Here is a 16,615-nt window from a genome sequence, read left to right on the forward strand (position 1 = left end):
CGGACGGTATCCCGCGCCGCGCCGCCGGAGTGCCCGGGAGTGCCAATGGCACCGATCGGCCACCGGTCCGCCGCGACCACCGACAATGGGTCCATGACGAACGCGAGACTCGGCGACGCGCTGCGGCTGCTGGGGCTGGACCGCGCGGCGGCCGGGGTCTATCTGACGCTCCTCGAACTGGCTCCCGCCCCGCTGTCCGAGATCACGGCGGCGTCCGGGGTCGACCCGGCGGAGTTCCCCGCGGCGTACGGCACCCTGGTGGACGCCGGTCTGGCCGGCGCGCCGGGCGAGGGCGGCGGCGTGGTCGCGCCCGTACCGCCCGCCGCGGGTCTGGAGATCCTCGCCCGGCACCGGGCGGCCGAGGTCGAGGAGTCGCGGATCGCCGTATCGGGCGCGTTCGACTCGTTCCGGCGGCAGCGGCTCGCCGCGTACGACGACGATCTGGTGGAGGTCGTCACCGGCGACGCCATCGGCCCGAGGATCCGGCGGGCGTGGGCGAGCGCCCGCGAGCAGATCCGGCAGTTCGAGTCGCCGCCCTACTTCCCCCTCGCCGACGCCACCCACGACGCGCTCGCCACCCTCGCCCGCGGGGTGACCCAGCGGGTCGTGTACTCACGGGAGTCGCTGGAGCAGCCGGGCCGGCTGCGGGAGGTGATCGAGCCGTGTGTGAACGCGGGCGAGCAGGCCAGGGTGCTCCCGTCGGTCCCGGTGAAGCTGGTGATCATCGATGACGCGTACGCCCTGGTCTCGTTGTCGATCGAGGAGGCGGACGTCCACAACACCATGCTGGTCGTCCAGCCGTGCGGGTTGTTCTCGGCGCTCGTCGCCCTGTTCGAGCAGTCGTGGCGCAACGCCGTCCCGTTCCAGGGCCGCACCACCCTCCCGGGCGGCCTCCCGCCCGCCGACCGGCGGCTGCTGTGGCTGCTCGCGGGCGGCGCGAGCGACGAGGTCATCGCCCGGGAGCTGGGCGTCAGCCGCCGTACGCTCTTCCGGCGCCTCCAGACCCTGATGGCCCGGCTGGGCGCGGCGAACCGGTTCCAGATGGCGTTGCAGGCCCAGCGGCAGGGGTGGCTGTGAGATCGCCCCCGCCCCCGGGTCAGATCGCGCGCAGTGCCTCCACCGCGAGGCGGGCCGTTGTGCCGATGGCCGCGTCGGCGGCGGGCTGACGCGCGGCGCGGCGGGCGGCGCGGGTGAACACGGCCACCGCGTACCGGCCGCCGTCGGGGTACTCCACCACGCCGACCTCGTGCCGCAGGGTGGGCAGCGTTCCCGTCTTGCCGCAGACTCGGACGTCGTCGTACGGGAATCCGCTGGTGAGCCGGTGCGGCCAGACCTGGAGTCCGAGGATGTCGCGCAGTTCGCGGGCGCGGGCGGGCGAGCACGCCTCGTCGCGCCAGACGGCGGCGAGCAGCCGGGTCATCTCCCGGGGGGTGCTGCGGTTGGCGCGGGCCGGGTCGAGGACCCGCAGCCGGGCGAGGGTCGCCGGGTCGGAGGTCAGCCGGGCGGGGTCGCCGCCGGAGTCCTCGTCGATGGCGGCGATGAGGTCGCGCATGGTCAGTACGGCCACGGTACGGCGCAGTCCGAGGTCGTCCATGGCGGTGTTGATCCCGTCGAGTCCGACCCGGTCGATCAGCAGATCGGCGGCCGCGTTGTCGCTGACGGTGAGGGCCATGGCCAGCAGATCGCGGACGGACATCCGGACCGGGCCGCGCAGCATCGAAAGACCGGTGGGGCCGGGCGTCCGGTCGGCGGGGTCGGACTCCACCTGTGCGTCGGGGTCGAGACGCCCGTCGTCGGCGAACCGCTGGACGGTGACGGCGAGACAGAGTTTGTGGACGCTGGCGGTGCTCACCAGGGTGTCGGCGGCCACCGCGACCTCCGCGCCGGTCGTGAGGTCGAGGGCGTGCAGCCAGCCGGTGACCCCCGCGTCGGCGAAGACGGACCGGATCCGGGACCGTACGCCTCCCGGCCCGCCGGAACCCCGCCCCGTCGCACCTACCGCACCCGTCTCCCGCTCCCGCGCGCTCATACTGTGTATCCGTACGCCGGGCGGGCCACGGCGGTCCGCCGGGCCGCGGCCGTCTCCATCACCGGGGTCATTCCTCCTTCGTCGGTGAGCACGCGCTCCGTCACCTCGGCGAAGAGCCGTACCGCCGGGTCGTCACCGCGCCCGCGCGACCAGGCCGCGGATACCTGTTCAAGGAGCGGATCGCCCTCCAGAGGGTGCCACGCGGTGCCCGGCGGGCGTTTGCGGTCGCGGGTGGCGAAGGTCAGCGCCGTCCCGGACATCACCAGGCCGTCCACGAACTCGGGGTCCTGCCCGGCCAGGACCGAGCCGGGCTCGAAGCCGTGCCGGCGGCAGACCGAGAGGATCTCCTCGTGCAGGGCGGGCGCGACTGGGCGGGGGAAGAGGACGAGATCGAGCCCGCCGAGCGACGCCAGCCGGACCGGGGGGTTTTCTCCGTTACCACCGTCACCACCGTTACCGCCCTCGCCGGCGTCGCCTCCGCCGATCGCGTCGGCGCCCGGCAGCAGCACTCCGTACGGGCGGCACAGCACCTCACCGAGGCCGAGCCCGGCCACGTCCACGGGATGTCTCAGCACGCCCACGTCGAGGGTCCCGGCGCGCAGTTCGGCGAGCTGGACCGCCGGGCCCAGCTCACGCAGGGCGAGCCGGACACCCGGGGAGCCCGCACGGAAGCCGCCGACCAGGGCCGCGACGACGGCGCCGCCCAGTTCGGGGGGTACCGCGGCGCGCAGCACCCCGGCCGATCCGGCGCGTACCCGGGCGGCGACTCCGAGCAGGGCGTCCGCCTGCTCCACCAGCGGCCGGGCCTCGGCGAGCAGCAGCCGACCGCCCTCGGTGAGGTCGACCTGTCGTCCACTGCGGTCGAAAAGGCGCACACCGAGCTCCCGCTCCAGCCGCTGGATGCGCTGCGACAGCGACGGCTGGGCCATTCCGAGCCGGCCCGCCGCCCGTCCGAAGTGTCTTTCTTCTGTAACGACGATGAAGTACCGGACATGCTTGACCAGGTCCACGACCAGCAATCATAGTCATTCGATTATCGGGTCCGACCGGATAGGGCTCTTGGATCGCCGGGGCGTTCGCCTGCTGGTGTGGAGGCATGTCCGAGACTTTCGAACCCCACGGGAACACGCACCACGGGGATACGCAGCATGACCATCACGGCGCCCGGAGGGCATCACCCCGGCGTCGGCGCCGACTCCTGCCCGCCACCGTCGCGCTGGTCCTCCTCGGCGGCGGCGCAGCGGCCTGGGCCCTGTTCGGCCGGGACGAGGACCCGAAGCCCGACGAACGGGCCGCCGCCGTCGACGGTTTCCTCGACGCGTGGGCGAACGGCGACGCCGCGGCGGCCGGCCGGATGACCGACGCCCCGGCCGCGGCCACGGCCCGGCTGACGAGGCTCGCCGAGGATCTGCCGGCCCGGGACGTCTCCTTCGACCGGGGCGAGCGCACCGGTGAGGCCGTCCATCCGTTCCGCGCCACCTTCCGGCTGAAGGGCGGCAGCACCTGGACGTACGACTCGTCGGCGCCCGTGGTCCGGAAGGACGGCCGCTGGGTGGTCCGCTGGAGCCCGGCGGTGCTCCACCCCCGGCTCACCGACGGCAGCACCCTCGCCCTGCGCCCCGACACCGGCAACCGGGCGGATGTCCTGGCCGCCGACGGCACCCCGCTGAACGGCCTCGCCCCGGCGCTGGTGGGCAGCCCCGGCCGAAGCGGGCTCCAGTACCGCTACGACAAGCGGCTCGGCGGGAAGTCCGCGGACTCGGTGGCCGTCGTCGGCACCAGCAGCGGCCGTACGCTCGCCACGCTGCACACGGCCGACGGCGAGCGCGGCGACCCGGTCCGTACGACCCTCGATCCCGCCGTCCAGCGGTCCGCCGAGGCCGCGTTGCGCGGGCTGGCGAAGAACGCGGCGATCGTCGCCGTCCGGCCGAGCACCGGGGAGGTCCTCGCCGCCGCCGACAATCCGCCCACAGGTACGAACCGTTCCCTGCGCGGACGGTATCCGGCGGGCTCCGACTTCAAGGTGGTCACCGCCGCCGCGCTGATCGGGAAGGGGGTACGGTCCGGGACGCCGGTGCCCTGTCCCCGGTACGAGCACGTCGACGGCCAGCGGTTCGAGAACCAGGGCCTGTTCACCCTGCCCGCGGGTTCGACCTTCCGGGAGGGCTTCGCCCGCTCCTGCAATACCGGCATCATCGGCCTGCGCGACCGGCTGGCCGACGACGGTCTGGCCGAGGCCGCCGGATGGTTCGGCATCGGCCCGGAGTGGACCGTGGGCGCGACGACGTTCGACGGTTCGGTGCCCGCGAATACCAGCGACAACGACAAGGCCGCCGCGATGATCGGGCAGGGCCGGGTGGAGGCGAGTCCGCTGGTGATGGCCTCGGTCGCGGCGACTGTGAAGGACGGGACCTTCCGTCAGCCGGTCCTCGTGCCGGACGCGGTGAAGAACCGGGCGAAGGCCACGGCACCGCTGCCCCCGGGCACGGCGGCCGAATTGCGGTCCCTGATGCGGGCGGTGGTCACCGAGGGCTCCGGCGACGCGCTGCGCGGCCTGCCCGGCGAACCGGGCGCGAAGACCGGCACCGCCGAGTTCGGCACCGGGAAGCCGCCGCGTACCCATGCCTGGTTCATCGGATTCCAGGGTGATCTCGCTTTCGCGGTCCTGATCGAGGACGGCGGCTCGGGCGGCGCCGACGCGGGCCCGGTGGCCGCGTCGTTCCTCCGGGGGGTGGCGTCCGCCGGCTGAGGCGGGACCGCCGCTGTCAGTGGGCTCTGCGATGCTGCGCCCATGTCCTATCCAGGTTCCCGTACGACGACGACCACGGTATGGCTTCTCCCCGAAGACGAGGCCGTGGTGGGCGAGCGCATCGCCGAGGCGCTGCCGGAAGCGGCGTGGCTGTGCAGCCAGCCGGGTCCCGTGGGGCTGCACCAGGTGCATCTGCATCCGTCGGTGACCGAGGCGCTGATATGCGGCAGCGGGGTCCAGGCGCTGCTGCCGCTCCCGGCGGGGGCGGCGGCTCCGCCGGGTGTCGTGGCCGCGGACGGGGTTCCGACCGGTCACGGACCCGATCACGACCCCGATCACGGGTCCGGTCACGGGTCCGCCGCCGTCGTCCAGCTCCTGTGCGCGCGGCGCGTCCGGGAGGACGGCGAGGAGGTCTTCCGGGCGGGGCGGCTCGCGGTGCGATGGTCCGAGCCGGAGGCGGGACCCGCGACGCACCGGCTGCTGACCGAGCAGACCCGGCTGATCTGGCGGGCCTTGCGCTCGGCCACCCGCCCGGCCCATGTCGTCACCGCCGGCGGGCAACGCGTGTCAGGTCTGAGGATCGGCCCCGCCGCCCGTGATCTGGTGTCGGCCACGGGGATGGCGCTCGACCGGTGGGGCGGGCGTCTGCGGCTGGCCGACGGGGCCGGCGGCCGGAGCGTTCCGTCGCCCCCGGCACCCGGAACGTCTCCCGGGCTGACCTGATTCTCAGTCCCGCCGCAGCCCGGCCAGTTCGGTGTCGAGAGCCGTACGCACCAGCTCCCGCGCGTGCTCGACGCGGACTCCCCCGCTGAGCCAGCGCATGCTGAGGCCCTCGAGCAGGGCGGTGAGCCTTTCGGCCGCGGCGGCGAGGGACGCGGGGGACGCCAGCGGTTCGACCCGGCCCAGCAGGGCGGCGACCTCCTGGACCCAGACCAGGGTGGCCCGGGCGAGATCCTCGCGCAGCTCTTCCTCGAAGACGGCGCTGGCCCGCAGTTCGCCCCAGGCGGTGCTGTTCTCGCGCACCTCCACCTCGTCCTGGAGCTCCAGGAGCAGGGCCTCCTCCAGCTCTTCGCGGGGAGTGGGCGGCGGGGCGTCCGGGTCGCGCTCGGTGGTGTAGCGCTCGGCGCGGTCGTTGATGTACGCGAGGGTCCGGCGCAGCACCCCGGTGCGGTCCTTGAAGTGGTAGTAGATCAAGGCGGTGGAGACCCCCGCCTCCGCCGCCAGTTCCTCCACGCGCAGGCCCCGTACGCCGCGCCGGGCGATCACCCGGGCGGCCGCTTCGAGGATCTGAGTGCTGCGAGACGCCATGGCGGGCACTCTACCCGCGCACCGGCGCCGCGGTAACGCGGGAAGGTGGAAACACCATGGTCACCGGGGGTGCGGGCGGGGACGGCCGCCCGCACCGCGGCTCGGGCGCCGCGTTGTCAGGGTGACCGCTCGACTCCGTCCGGTCATCTTGTTTGACTGAAATTTCAGTCAGTGTCAGGCTGGGCGACACGAGGCGCGCCGTCGCGCCCGTACGCACCGGTCCCACGGCCCCGGTGCGCATCCTGGTCCCGGGCCCGTGCCGTCGGCCCGCCCCGACCGTCCCGCCCACCCCGGCACCCGGCCGGAGGCCGCTTTCCGGCCGCCCACGACAGGAGTCACCCGTGTCCATCCTCTCCCCCTCCCGGCGGACCGCCCTCCGCGTCATCGGCGGGCTCGGCACCCTGCTCGTGGGCTCGGCGGCCTGCGGTCCCGCACCGTCCGACGCCGCGTCCGCCACCTCCGCGGGCTCCGCCGCGCCCGCCTCGAAGACCGCGGGGCGCCGGCTGGGCGCCGAGTGGGAGAGCCACACCCGCACCTTTATGTCCTGGCCCGCCCTGACCTCGGTCTGGGCGGAGGACCTGCCCTATGTACGGGAGGACATCGCCCGGATCGCCCGGGAGATCGGGGAGTACGAGGCCGTCGTCATGATGGCCCGCCCCGACCAGGTGAAGGCGGCCCGGCGGGCCTGCGGCTCCCAGGTCGAGGTCATCCCGCTGGCCGTCGACGATCTGTGGGCCCGGGACACCGTCCCCGTCTTCGTCGAGGAGGGCGGCAAGGTCACCGGCGTCGACTTCAACTTCAACGGCTGGGGCGACAAGCAGGAGCACACCAACGACGCCCGTGTGGGCCGCGCCCTGCTCCCGAAGTACGGGATCCCCCGCGTCCAGGCACCGCTGATCTCGGAGGGCGGCTCCTTCGAGACCGACGGCGAGGGCACGCTCCTGATCACCGAGAGCTCGATCGTCAACGTCAACCGCAACCCCGGCAAGAGCCGCGACCGGATCGAGGCCGAACTCAAGAGCCTTCTCGGTATGGAGAAGGTGGTCTGGCTGGCCGGGGTGCGCGGCGAGGACATCACGGACGCCCATGTGGACAGTCTCGTACGCTTCACCGAGCCCGGTGTGGTGCTGCTGGACCGGGCCTTCCCCGGTACCCCGCCCGATTCCTGGTCCCGCTCCGCCGACCAGGCGGAGTCGGTGCTGTCGAAGGCGACCGACGCCCGCGGCCGGCGCTTCGAGATCGTCGAACTCCCCCAGCCCGATCTGCGGAAGATCTCGGGCGAAGGCGAGGACTTCCTGGCGTCGTACGCCAACTTCTACATCGCCAACGACTCCGTTTTCCTGCCGAAGTTCGGCGACCGGAAGGCCGACGACCGCGCCCGGGCCATCCTCCGGGAGCACTTCCCCGGCCGGGACGTCGTCCCGGTCAGGATCGACACGGTGGCCTCCGGCGGCGGTGGCATCCACTGCGCCACCCACGACCAGCCGGGCACCCCGGCACCGTAGCCCCCGAGGTTCCGCCCCCGAGGTCGCGCGGGGCGTTGGCGCGATCGTTCAAGACATCCCCCGCCCGCCGGACCTACCGTTCCCGTGAAGCGGAACGAAGGGGACGGACATGGAGGAGTACGCGAGCGCCAGACTGCTGGAACTCGTCCAGCGCGCGCTGGCCGCCGAGGGGGTCCGCGCCGTCGCGCCCGTGAGCGGCGGCGCGCTGCTGCCGCTCGCCGCGAAACGCCGGTTCATCGGCGAGATCGAACGCGAACACGGCCTGCTGCCCCTGCTGCGGGTCGGCTCGACGCTGTCGGCGGTCTCGTCCGATCCCGCCATCGCCGCCCTGCTGAAGGCCGTCGACCCGCACGACCTGTTCGAACGGTGGCGGCGGCTGGAGCGGTTCACCCACTCGCGCCACCGGGTGGTCGTCCGGGACCGGGGCCCGCGCCGTCTCGTCGCGGAACACACCGGACCGCCCGGGGCACCGCCGGGCACCGCCGAGGACGCCCTCGTCCTCGGGGTCCTGACGGCACTGCTGTCCCTGTGCGGGGCGCGGAACATCCGCGTCGCCGCGGGCGGCGCCGCTCCGGTCACCGTGTTCTCGGACGGCGCCTTCACGGCACCCCCGCCCGGGTCCGGCAGCGGGCTGTGGCGGTTCACCTGGTCGTCCGTCGCCCCGGCCCCCGGCACCGGCGCGGAGGACCGGAACCGGGGCGAAGCCGCCCGTACACGACGGCTCTTCGCCGCCGATCCCGCCCGGCGCTGGACCCTCGGCTGTCTCTCGGCCGAACTGGGGGTTCCGGCGCGGAGCCTCCAGCGACGGCTGGCGGGAGCGGGCGGCTTCAGCGGGCTGCTGGCGGCGGTCCGTTCCGAGGTCGCCGCCGAACTCCTCCTGAGCGGCGACCATCCGGTCGGCGTGATCGGCTTCGCCTGCGGCTACGCGGACCAGCCCCATTTCACCCGGCGGTTCGCCCAGCGGACCGCCATGACACCCGCGGTCTACCGCTCGGTGTTCCGGTCCCCGGCGCCCGGCGGGCGCGAGGGCCGCGCCGGCGGACCGGCGGAAAGGACACCATGATCCTCACCGGCAGAACGGTCCTCGTCACGGGCGCGACCCGGGGCATAGGCCGGGCCCTCACCCAACGGCTGACCGGGCTCGGCGCGTATGTCGTGGCCGTGGGCCGCGACCCCGGCGGGCTCGCGGACCTCACGGCCGAGTACGGCGACCGGGTGTCGGCCGAGGCCCTCGACCTGGCCGACCCCGACGCCGTCGACGCCTTCGCCGACGGGCTCCCCGACCGCCACCCCGGACTCTCCGTCGTGGTCAACAACGCCGGGGTACAGCACCTCGTCGACTTCCTGACCGCCGACCCGCGCGAGACCCGGCCGGTCCTCCGCCGCGAGCTGGCCGTCAATCTGGACGCGGTCATCACCCTCTCCACCGGACTCCTCCCCCACCTCAGGGAGCAGCCGTCGGCCGCCGTCGTCAACATCGGCAGCGGTCTGGCCTTCGCCCCCAAGCCCTCGGCACCCGTGTACTGCGCCGCCAAGGCGGCCGTCCATACCTTCACCCGGGCCCTGCGCTACCAGTGCGAGGACTCCGCGCCCCATATCCGGGTGGTGGATGTGATCCTGCCCCTGGTGGACACCGACATGACCGCGGCCCGCGGCCGGGGCAAGATCAGTCCCGCCGAGACCGCGCGGGCGGTGATCGACGGCATCCACCTCGACCGCACCGAGATCCGCGTCGGCAAGGCCAGAATGCTGCCCGCCCTGATGCGGATCGCGCCGTCCGTCGCGTACCGCGCACTGCGCCATGGCTGACGCCGCGCCCGCCGGGACCCGCGCGGGACGCGTCCTGACCCGGCTCGACCGCGCCGCCCACCGCCGCTGGTTCCTCCCGGCCCTCGCCGTCTTCCCGCTCGGCGACTACGCCGTACCGGTACTCCCCAACCAACTCCTGCTCATGGGGGTCTCGGCACTCCACCCCCGGCGGTGGCGGTCGGTCGCGCTGACCTTCGTCACCGCGTCCGCCGCGGGCGCGTTCCTGGTGGCGACGGCCGTGCAGGGGGCCGGACCCTGGCTGCTGGAGACGGTGGGCCCCCGGGTGGCCGACCCCGGTGAACTGCGCGAGGCGGGCGGGTTCGTGACCCGGTACGGCGCCGGAGCCGTCGCCGTACTCGCGCTGCTGCCGTGGACCCCCAGGGCGGCGGTCCTGGTCTGCGCCCTGGCGGGCATTCCGCCCTGGTCGATCGCCCTGGCCGTCCTCGCGGGGCGCCCCCTGCCGGTAGCGCTCCTCGCGGCCGCCGGCGCGACATCACCCCGGCTGCTGCGCCGGTCGCGCCGGCTCGACCGGGTACTCACGGAGGTTCGGGCCCGGCGGGCGGGTGCCGAGGCCTGACGCCTCATCAGGGGCCGCCGCCCAAGCGGCCCTCGCACGTCTGGAACCACCAACGGTCCGCGCCCTCCACCACCATGACGGAGCTGTATCACTCCCGTGGCGCCAAATTGGTTCGCCATGGCGCCATGCATGTGCCATGATGACACTGCAAGCGGCGCACCCCGGTCACACGGACCGGGGTCACGTGCGCCGGAGAGCGTCATCGGGGGGCCGGATCATGGGGACAGTACAGAGCCGACGAGAGGCCGGGCCGGGAACCCGCACCGCCTTCGCCCGCTTTGTGCTCTGCGGCGGCGGAGTGGGCCTGGCCTCCAGTTTCGCGGTGACCGCCGTCGCCGACTGGATCCCGTGGATCCTGGCGAACACCGTGATCTCCGTGGTCTCGACCCTGCTCGCCACCGAGCTGCACGCCCGTTTCACCTTCGGCGCCGGCGGGCGCGCGACCTGGCGCCAGCACACACAGTCGGCCGGTTCCGCGGTGGCGGCGTATCTGGCGACTTCCGCCGCCGTGCTCGCCCTCCACGAGATGGTGGCGACGCCCGGCGCCCTGCTCGAACAGATCGTCTACCTGTCCGCTTCGGCGGTCGCCGGGGTCGCCCGGTTCGCGGTACTGCGCCTCGTCGTCTTCGCCCGCGACCGCGCGCGGCCGGCCGCCGCCGTCCGTCCGGCGCCCGCCGCCGTGGCCGTGGCCCGTACGGCGGCACCGGTCGGCCCGGCCGCCCTCTGCCCCGCCGCCTGACCGTCCGGCGCCGCCGGACACCACGGCCCGCCCCCGAGCCCGGGGGCGGGCCGCCGACGGCTCAGCGCTGGGCCGGATCCGTGGCGATGACGCTGTACGGGTACGGAAGCGGCTGGTCGCCCGCCTCCGTGAGGAGGGCCGCGTCGGCCGGGTCGAGATCGACGTCGGCCGCGCCGAGGAGGTTCACCAGCTGGTCGACGGTGCGCGCGCCGATGATCGGAGCGGTGACCGTAGGCCGTCCGCCGAGCCAGGCCACGGCCACCTGCGCCGGGGTCAGACCGCTCCGCTCCGAGACCTCGAACAGGGCGTCCAGGACCCGCCAGGTCCGTTCGTCCTGGTACGCGCTCCACGACTCGCCCCAACCGAACTGCTCGGCGGTCTCGACCCGGCTGCCGGCCGGCGGCGCGGTGTCGCCGCGCCGGATCTTCCCACTGAGCCAGCCGCCCCGCAGCGGGCTCCACGGGATGACACCGAGCCCCTCGTGGCGCGCCACCTCGATCAGCTCCCACTCCGTGGAGCGGTCCAGCAGGTTGTACAGCGGCTGGAGGGTGGCGAACCGCTCCCAGCCGTGCAGCCGGCTGAGGTCGAGGGCCTTCTGGAGCTGCCAGCCGGTAAAGTTGCTGGCGCCCAGATAGCGGACCTTGCCCGACTTCACCAGGGTGTCCAGGGTGGCGAGGGTCTCCTCCAGCGGCGTCGCGGGGTCCCATGCGTGGACCTGGTACAGATCGATGTGGTCCGTGCCCAGCCTGCGCAGGCTGGCCTCCACTCCGGCGATCAGATGGTTGCGGCCCAGGCCCCGGTCGTTGGGGCTCTCACCGGTGCCGTACCGGACCTTGGTGGCGACCACCACGTCGTCGCGGCGGCGCTGCTTCAGCCATCGGCCGAGGATCTCCTCGGACGCGCCCGCCGAGTAGATGTCGGCGGTGTCGACGAAGTTGCCGCCCGCCTCGGCGAAGCGGTCGAGGACGGCGTGGGACTCCTGCTCGGTGCTCTCCCGCCCGAACGTCATGGCCCCCAGGCAGAGCTCACTGACCACCAGACCGGTTGATCCCAGGAAGCGTTGACGCATCGTCAGTCCTCTCGGCAGTACGGTTCGCGATACGGACCCGTGCGGTGGGGGCGGAGTGCGGCGAAACTGCCGACGGCGGCGTCCGGGACGACGGTCGCCACCCGGGCGCCGTGGCCCGACGGGCTCTCCCCCGGGGTCGCGAATCCGGTACGCGCACATCCGCGGGCGCATGCCGAAAGCGACCGGCACCCGGTCCTTCGGCCATCCTCACACGGAGGGGCGAGCCGCCCGAATGCTTTATTCACATCCGGATCGTCATGCTCCGTATGGTGGAGTCGACTTGGCAGCCCGACCGTCACGAGGCCACCCGGCCACCCGGCCGACCACGCCGAGCGCGTCCAGCAGTTCGTCGTAGCGGTCCAGGCAGCTCTCGGTGCCGTAGCGGTCCCGGGTCTCCCGGCCGCCCTCGGCCCGCCGCCCCGGCGGGAAGGCGGCCGCCTCCAGCAGGGCTCCGGCGAGGGCGGCGGCGTCCCCGGGCGGGAAGAGCCGCCCGAAGCCGGTACTGGTGACGGGTACCCGCATCCCGGGGGCGTCGCAGGCCACCGAAGGGACACCCGTCATCATCGCCTCCGTCTGCGAGATGCCGAACGACTCCTCGGCCACCGACGGCAGCGCGAACACGTCCAGCGACGCGTAGAACTCCGCCACCTGCGGATCGGCCAGAAAGCCGGTGAAGCGGATCCGCGGGTCCCCCGCCGAGCGTTCGCGCAGCGCGCCGACCACACTGCCGCCCGCGACCTTCGAGTAGTCGCCCGCGATCAGCAGCCTGGCCGTGGGGTCGCCGATGGCGCGGAAGGCGTCGACCAGGTGGTGCAGGCCCTTCTCGGGGGCGATCCGCCCGAGGAACCCGATATGCGGGCCCGGCCCGTCGCGGAAGGTCGCGGGCGCCGGTTCCCGGAAACGGCAGGGCGGGGCGATCACGGCCAGCCGGTCGCGCATCAGCGGCCAGTGGCGGGAGTGTTCGGCGTGGTCGGCGTTGTTGACGACGACGGCGGCGGACCGGCGCAGCGCGGTGGCCACGGAGGCGTCCACGACGGGGACCTGGAGTCCGGCGAGACGGCCGGGCGGCAGCCAGACGTCGTCGTGGTGGGTGGTGATCACGGGGGTACGGCCCGCCAGCAGGGCCAGCGGCCCCGCCTCCAGCATCGGCAGATGGATGTTGACGGCCCGGGAGGCGCGGGCGAGCCGGGCGGCCAGCGGCAGAAAGCCGGGGCTGAGCACGCCCCGGCCGATCCGGGCGGCGACCGGCGTACGGAATACGTCCACCCCGTTGACCCGCTCCCGTACCGGTGATGACGGGTCGTGCCGGGAGGCGACCACGGCGACCCGTCTGCCGCGTGCCGCGAGACCCTCCGCGACCGTCCGGGCGACCTCGGTCAGTCCGCTGGTGTAGGGGAGGTAGTAGGTGAGCGCGACGGTCAGATCGAAGCGGTACGGGCGTACGGCCCGGATGGTGGTCATGGCTGCGCCTTCGGGTCTTCCGGTCCCGGGCGGCCGTCGCCGGCCCCGGTGGGCGGCGGTGCCGGCAGGGAGAGCCGGAGCTGGATCAGACGGTGGGTGGAGAGCCCGGCGGGCGGGTCCTCCAGCGACTGGCGGTGGATGTCGACGTCCGGCGACGCGAAGGTCCAGTCGAGCCGCCACATCGCGGCGGGCCCGGCCGGGAAGGTCGCCGGATAGAGGTCGGTCCCCGATTCCGCGGTGTCGCGCAGCCCGCGGAACCAGCGCAGATCGGCGCTGCCCGGCAGGATGTTGAGATCGCCGCCGAGTACGACCGGATGCCGGTTGGCGTCCAGATCGGCGCGGAGCGCCCGCAGATGGAGCAGTCTGCGGTGGGCGTGCGAGCCGACCTCGCGGTAGTACGACGGGGTCAGCGGGTTGCGGTCGACGTTGAGCAGGTCGGGCAGATGGGTGTTGTAGAGCGACAGGGTGCGCCCGCCGACACTGATGTCGGTCCGCAGGGCCCGGACGTCCCAGTAGTCGGGCCAGTCGGTGGCGGGGGCGGGCAGTCCGGCCGGGCGCAGCGCGCGGTGCATGGTGACGGGGTGCCGGGAGAGGGTGAGGAACGCGCCCTCCGCGGCGATCCGGTAGCCGGGGAACGCGGCCCGGAGCCGGGCGAGGTCGTCGATCGGGACGGGCCGGTCCCCGCGGGCGTTCTGGTACTCCTGGAGCAGATAGACATCGGCGTCGTAACGGCGCAGATAGGTGTAGAAGCGTTCGGGGTCGCCGTCCTGGTGCCAGAAGAAGGTGTTCCAGCTGACCACGCGCAGGGCGCCGGCGGGCACCGGGCCCTGGTCGCGCAGCAGGGCGCCCGGATGGACGCCCGCCTGTCCGGCGCCCAGCAGCAGGGCGAGGGCGAGGGCCGCCAGGGTGGACCGGCGCAGCCGGGGCAGCAGGGCGGCGGGGAGCAGCAGGGCGAGCGGTACGGCGATATAGGCGATCGGCGGGGCGAGGTCGATACCGTTCCAGAGCCACCACCTGCCGCTGAAGGCGGTGCGCAGGACGGTGTTCAGCGCCCAGAGGACGGCGAGTGCGCACAGGACGGTGGCGGCGGCGCGGGCCGCGCGGGTCCGGCGGGCCGGCACGACGGGCGCCGGGCCGGACTCCGGTCCGGGGCCGGGTCCGGGTCGGGCCGGCGGCGCGGGCGGTGACTCGGGGGACGGCTCGGGCGGTGGCCGGCCGGTGTCGGCGGGGGCGCTCACGCCGTCGCCCCCGCGGTCCGCCCGGAGTCCCGCGCCTCCGGCGGGTCGTACAGGCGGCGGAAGCGACGGGATGTGAGCCACTGGAGCACGCCGACGCCCGCGCCGAGTCCGATGGCGGCGTTGACCACGAAGTGGGCCAGGGCGAAATAGCCGGTGAACCCGTATCCGCGCCGCTGTCGTACGAAGGAGTAGAGGGCCCTGTCGGAGAGCAGCGACACCAGGGCCAGCCCGGTCGGCAGCAGCAGCCAGAGGGCGCCGAACACTCCGGCGGGCAGGGTGGCCAGGGCCAGCAGGGCGGCGGCGCTGGCTCCGGCGCGCGGTCCGGTGGCGATGCCTCCGGGCAGGTCGCGCCGGCGTACGTAGAGGGGGATGTGCAGCCGGGTGCGGTGGAAGACCTTGCGCAGCACCACCCGCCAGGTGTCGTCGTGGTCGTGGCGCCCGCGCACGGTGGTGGAGCTGTGGACCTCGTAGCGGCGGCGGATCCGGGCGGCGTAGTCGCCGTCCTCGGTGTGGCGCAGCCCGGGGTTGAACGGGCCGATCTCGGCGAAGACCCGGGCCGGTATCGCGCAGATGGCGGTGTGCAGGGTGTCGATCGGTCCTTCGTGTTCGGCGAGCCAGTAGTACTGGTGGAGGCAGCGGTACTCCTCGACGAGGCTGTCGCGGATCAGTGGTTCCGCGTCGTAGGTGCCGCAGACCGCGCCGATCCGGGGGTCGGCCCCGAGCAGGGCGACGGCGTTGGTGACGGCGTCCGGTTCCATGGCCACGTCGGAGTCGACGAAGACCACGATCTCGCCGCGGGCGTGGGCGGCGCCGGTGTTGCGGGCGACGGCGACTCCGCTGTTGACCCCGGTACTGACGACCCGTACGCCGAGGGATTCGGCGACGGCCACCGAGTCGTCGGTACTGCAGTCGTCCACCAGCAGGATCTCCAGGGGCCGGTAGGTCTGCGCCAGGGCGGCCCGCAGACAGAGTTCCAGCGCGCGGCCGTAGTTGTAGTTCGGGACGACGACCGAGACCAGGGGGTTTCCGGGTGGGCGGGTCATGTCGGGCCGTGCCTTTCGGATCGTCGGGCGTGAGGGGCGGGCGTACGAGGTGAGACGGAGAAGGCGGGGCGTACGGCGGAGTGCCGGTGGTCAGACCGATGGAGCGGCCAGCAGCAGGGCGGTGCCGATGAGGACGGCCCACAGCGCCGAGTTCACGAGGGTGACGCGGTCGCGCAGCAGGATGCGTACCGGGTTGCCGCCGCCTTCCTCGACCAGCAGCACCTGGAGGTAGCGGGCCAGTCCGAAGAGGGCGCAGAGCGCGGAGAGCAGGGCCGTGGTGTGGGCCGCCCCGGCGAAGACCGGGTCCTCGTGGAGGAACAGGAGGTACGAGACGGCGGTGAGGCAGGCGATCAGGGCGATCAGATGGTCGACGAAGGCGATGGTGTAGCCGCGGAGCGCGGGGCGGTGGCCCCGTTCGGCCGCGGTGAGTTCGTGCCGCCGCTTGCCGAGCGACAGCAGCAGGCAGAACGAGAAGACGCAGACGGCGAGCCAGTAGGGCACCGGTCTGCCCAGGACGGCGCAGCCCAGGGCGAGACGCAGCACGAAGCCGGAGGCGACGATGAAGGCGTCGAGCAGGGGTACGTGTTTGAGGCCGCGGCTGTAGCCGACGCTGATCAGCAGATAGACGGTGACGGGCCACCACTCCGTGAACGGGCGTACCAGGACGGCCGCGGTCAGTACGGCGGCCAGCGCGGCGGCCAGGGCGAGCGCTCCCCGGGTGCCGATCCGGCCGGCCGCGAGCGGGCGGTGCCGTTTCGCGGGGTGCAGACGGTCGCGGTCGCGGTCGGCGAGGTCGTTGACGACGTACACGATCGCGGACGCGAGGGTGAAGACGGCCAGGGCCCACAGGATCCGGCCGGCGCCTGAGGGCGTCCAGTGCCGGGTGTCGAGCAGGGCGAGCGGTACGACGGCCAGGTTCTTCACCCACTGGCCGGGGCGGACCAGGGCCAGCAGATCCGCCCAGGGCCCGCGGCGCGGTCCGGCGGCCGGGGTCAGGGGTGCGGGCGGAGTGGCGAAGGCGGGCGGGGCCGCCACGCGCACGGGCGCGGCGGAGAACTTCGGGATGTCCACGGCGGGCTCTCCACTGC

General features: G+C 73.8%; 16 protein-coding genes. 8 read left to right on the forward strand and 8 right to left on the reverse strand.

Annotated elements, in window-relative coordinates:
- Window positions 1-93 precede the first annotated feature (93 nt).
- Window positions 94-1,077 carry a LuxR family transcriptional regulator gene (locus ACFXG1_RS07835; RefSeq protein ID WP_384741601.1) on the forward strand — a complete coding sequence of 328 codons (984 nt, stop codon included), beginning with the start codon at window positions 94-96 and terminating at the stop codon, window positions 1,075-1,077.
- A 19-nt stretch (window positions 1,078-1,096) separates the two neighbouring features.
- On the opposite strand, the gene ACFXG1_RS07840 is transcribed toward ACFXG1_RS07835, so the two are convergent.
- Both ACFXG1_RS07840 and ACFXG1_RS07845 read right to left on the reverse strand, forming a co-directional pair.
- Window positions 1,097-2,029: a serine hydrolase gene (locus tag ACFXG1_RS07840; RefSeq protein ID WP_384718948.1), complete on the reverse strand. Its 933-nt coding sequence runs from the start codon at window positions 2,027-2,029 to the stop codon at window positions 1,097-1,099.
- Complete coding sequence (locus tag ACFXG1_RS07845; protein WP_384718946.1) at window positions 2,026-3,039, reverse strand: LysR family transcriptional regulator; 1,014 nt, start codon at window positions 3,037-3,039, stop codon at window positions 2,026-2,028. Before ACFXG1_RS07845 ends, ACFXG1_RS07840 begins: the two co-directional genes overlap by 4 nt.
- Window positions 3,040-3,125: 86 nt before the next feature.
- On the opposite strand from ACFXG1_RS07845, the gene ACFXG1_RS07850 reads away from it, so the two are divergent.
- Both ACFXG1_RS07850 and ACFXG1_RS07855 read left to right on the forward strand, forming a co-directional pair.
- Window positions 3,126-4,778, forward strand: coding sequence for a penicillin-binding transpeptidase domain-containing protein (locus ACFXG1_RS07850; RefSeq protein WP_384718944.1), 1,653 nt, complete (start codon window positions 3,126-3,128; stop codon window positions 4,776-4,778).
- Window positions 4,779-4,820: 42 nt separating this feature from the next.
- A complete protein-coding gene (locus ACFXG1_RS07855; protein ID WP_384741604.1) occupies window positions 4,821-5,501 on the forward strand; it encodes a hypothetical protein in 681 nt (226 codons plus the stop codon).
- Window positions 5,502-5,504: 3 nt separating this feature from the next.
- Here the strand turns inward: ACFXG1_RS07855 and ACFXG1_RS07860 are convergent, their stop codons facing one another.
- Window positions 5,505-6,086 carry a TetR/AcrR family transcriptional regulator gene (locus ACFXG1_RS07860; protein ID WP_384741606.1) on the reverse strand — a complete coding sequence of 194 codons (582 nt, stop codon included), beginning with the start codon at window positions 6,084-6,086 and terminating at the stop codon, window positions 5,505-5,507.
- Window positions 6,087-6,427: 341 nt separating this feature from the next.
- Between ACFXG1_RS07860 and ACFXG1_RS07865 the strand changes: the two genes are divergently transcribed.
- The 5 genes from ACFXG1_RS07865 (at window position 6,428) to ACFXG1_RS07885 (ending at window position 10,716) form a co-directional block, all read left to right on the forward strand.
- Window positions 6,428-7,591 (forward strand): agmatine/peptidylarginine deiminase, encoded by a 1,164-nt coding sequence (locus ACFXG1_RS07865; protein WP_384741608.1) that lies wholly within the window; start codon window positions 6,428-6,430, stop codon window positions 7,589-7,591.
- 109 nt (window positions 7,592-7,700) lie between these two features.
- On the forward strand, window positions 7,701-8,654 hold the full coding sequence (locus tag ACFXG1_RS07870; RefSeq protein WP_384741610.1) for a helix-turn-helix transcriptional regulator: 954 nt from the start codon (window positions 7,701-7,703) through the stop codon (window positions 8,652-8,654).
- Window positions 8,651-9,400, forward strand: a complete 750-nt coding sequence (locus ACFXG1_RS07875; RefSeq protein ID WP_384719627.1) for an SDR family oxidoreductase — start codon at window positions 8,651-8,653, stop codon at window positions 9,398-9,400. Before ACFXG1_RS07870 ends, ACFXG1_RS07875 begins: the two co-directional genes overlap by 4 nt.
- The gene (locus tag ACFXG1_RS07880; RefSeq protein WP_384741612.1) at window positions 9,393-9,977 is read left to right on the forward strand and encodes a hypothetical protein; all 585 of its coding nucleotides are present in this window, start codon (window positions 9,393-9,395) and stop codon (window positions 9,975-9,977) included. Before ACFXG1_RS07875 ends, ACFXG1_RS07880 begins: the two co-directional genes overlap by 8 nt.
- Window positions 9,978-10,194: 217 nt before the next feature.
- On the forward strand, window positions 10,195-10,716 hold the full coding sequence (locus ACFXG1_RS07885; protein ID WP_384741614.1) for a hypothetical protein: 522 nt from the start codon (window positions 10,195-10,197) through the stop codon (window positions 10,714-10,716).
- Between the two features lie 61 nt (window positions 10,717-10,777).
- On the opposite strand, the gene ACFXG1_RS07890 is transcribed toward ACFXG1_RS07885, so the two are convergent.
- The 5 genes from ACFXG1_RS07890 to ACFXG1_RS07910 all read right to left on the reverse strand — a co-directional run bounded on the left by ACFXG1_RS07890 (window position 10,778) and on the right by ACFXG1_RS07910 (window position 16,598).
- Entirely contained in the window at window positions 10,778-11,785 is a 1,008-nt protein-coding gene (locus tag ACFXG1_RS07890) for an aldo/keto reductase (RefSeq protein ID WP_384720404.1), read from the reverse strand.
- Between the two features lie 255 nt (window positions 11,786-12,040).
- The gene (locus ACFXG1_RS07895) at window positions 12,041-13,246 is read right to left on the reverse strand and encodes a glycosyltransferase family 4 protein (protein WP_384741616.1); all 1,206 of its coding nucleotides are present in this window, start codon (window positions 13,244-13,246) and stop codon (window positions 12,041-12,043) included.
- Complete coding sequence (locus tag ACFXG1_RS07900) at window positions 13,243-14,367, reverse strand: endonuclease/exonuclease/phosphatase family protein (RefSeq protein ID WP_384741618.1); 1,125 nt, start codon at window positions 14,365-14,367, stop codon at window positions 13,243-13,245. Before ACFXG1_RS07900 ends, ACFXG1_RS07895 begins: the two co-directional genes overlap by 4 nt.
- A gap of 113 nt (window positions 14,368-14,480) precedes the next feature.
- Window positions 14,481-15,527 carry a glycosyltransferase family 2 protein gene (locus tag ACFXG1_RS07905; protein WP_384718061.1) on the reverse strand — a complete coding sequence of 349 codons (1,047 nt, stop codon included), beginning with the start codon at window positions 15,525-15,527 and terminating at the stop codon, window positions 14,481-14,483.
- A 90-nt stretch (window positions 15,528-15,617) separates the two neighbouring features.
- The gene (locus tag ACFXG1_RS07910) at window positions 15,618-16,598 is read right to left on the reverse strand and encodes a UbiA prenyltransferase family protein (RefSeq protein ID WP_384718059.1); all 981 of its coding nucleotides are present in this window, start codon (window positions 16,596-16,598) and stop codon (window positions 15,618-15,620) included.
- Window positions 16,599-16,615 lie beyond the last annotated feature (17 nt).

Source organism: Streptomyces sp. NPDC059248 (assembly GCF_042753905.1).
Lineage (GTDB): Bacteria > Actinomycetota > Actinomycetes > Streptomycetales > Streptomycetaceae > Streptomyces.

Excerpts from the sequence above, each read along its gene's own strand:
- ACFXG1_RS07890 (WP_384720404.1), bottom strand. The coding sequence starts at position 11,785 with ATGCGTCAACGCTTCCTGGGATCAACCGGTCTGGTGGTCAGTGAGCTC.
- ACFXG1_RS07870 (WP_384741610.1), top strand. The coding sequence starts at position 7,701 with ATGGAGGAGTACGCGAGCGCCAGACTGCTGGAACTCGTCCAGCGCGCG.
- ACFXG1_RS07840 (WP_384718948.1), bottom strand. The coding sequence starts at position 2,029 with ATGAGCGCGCGGGAGCGGGAGACGGGTGCGGTAGGTGCGACGGGGCGG.
- ACFXG1_RS07855 (WP_384741604.1), top strand. The coding sequence starts at position 4,821 with ATGTCCTATCCAGGTTCCCGTACGACGACGACCACGGTATGGCTTCTC.
- ACFXG1_RS07880 (WP_384741612.1), top strand. The coding sequence starts at position 9,393 with ATGGCTGACGCCGCGCCCGCCGGGACCCGCGCGGGACGCGTCCTGACC.
- ACFXG1_RS07885 (WP_384741614.1), top strand. The coding sequence starts at position 10,195 with ATGGGGACAGTACAGAGCCGACGAGAGGCCGGGCCGGGAACCCGCACC.
- ACFXG1_RS07905 (WP_384718061.1), bottom strand. The coding sequence starts at position 15,527 with ATGACCCGCCCACCCGGAAACCCCCTGGTCTCGGTCGTCGTCCCGAAC.
- ACFXG1_RS07835 (WP_384741601.1), top strand. The coding sequence starts at position 94 with ATGACGAACGCGAGACTCGGCGACGCGCTGCGGCTGCTGGGGCTGGAC.
- ACFXG1_RS07895 (WP_384741616.1), bottom strand. The coding sequence starts at position 13,246 with ATGACCACCATCCGGGCCGTACGCCCGTACCGCTTCGATCTGACCGTC.
- ACFXG1_RS07850 (WP_384718944.1), top strand. The coding sequence starts at position 3,126 with ATGTCCGAGACTTTCGAACCCCACGGGAACACGCACCACGGGGATACG.
- ACFXG1_RS07860 (WP_384741606.1), bottom strand. The coding sequence starts at position 6,086 with ATGGCGTCTCGCAGCACTCAGATCCTCGAAGCGGCCGCCCGGGTGATC.
- ACFXG1_RS07875 (WP_384719627.1), top strand. The coding sequence starts at position 8,651 with ATGATCCTCACCGGCAGAACGGTCCTCGTCACGGGCGCGACCCGGGGC.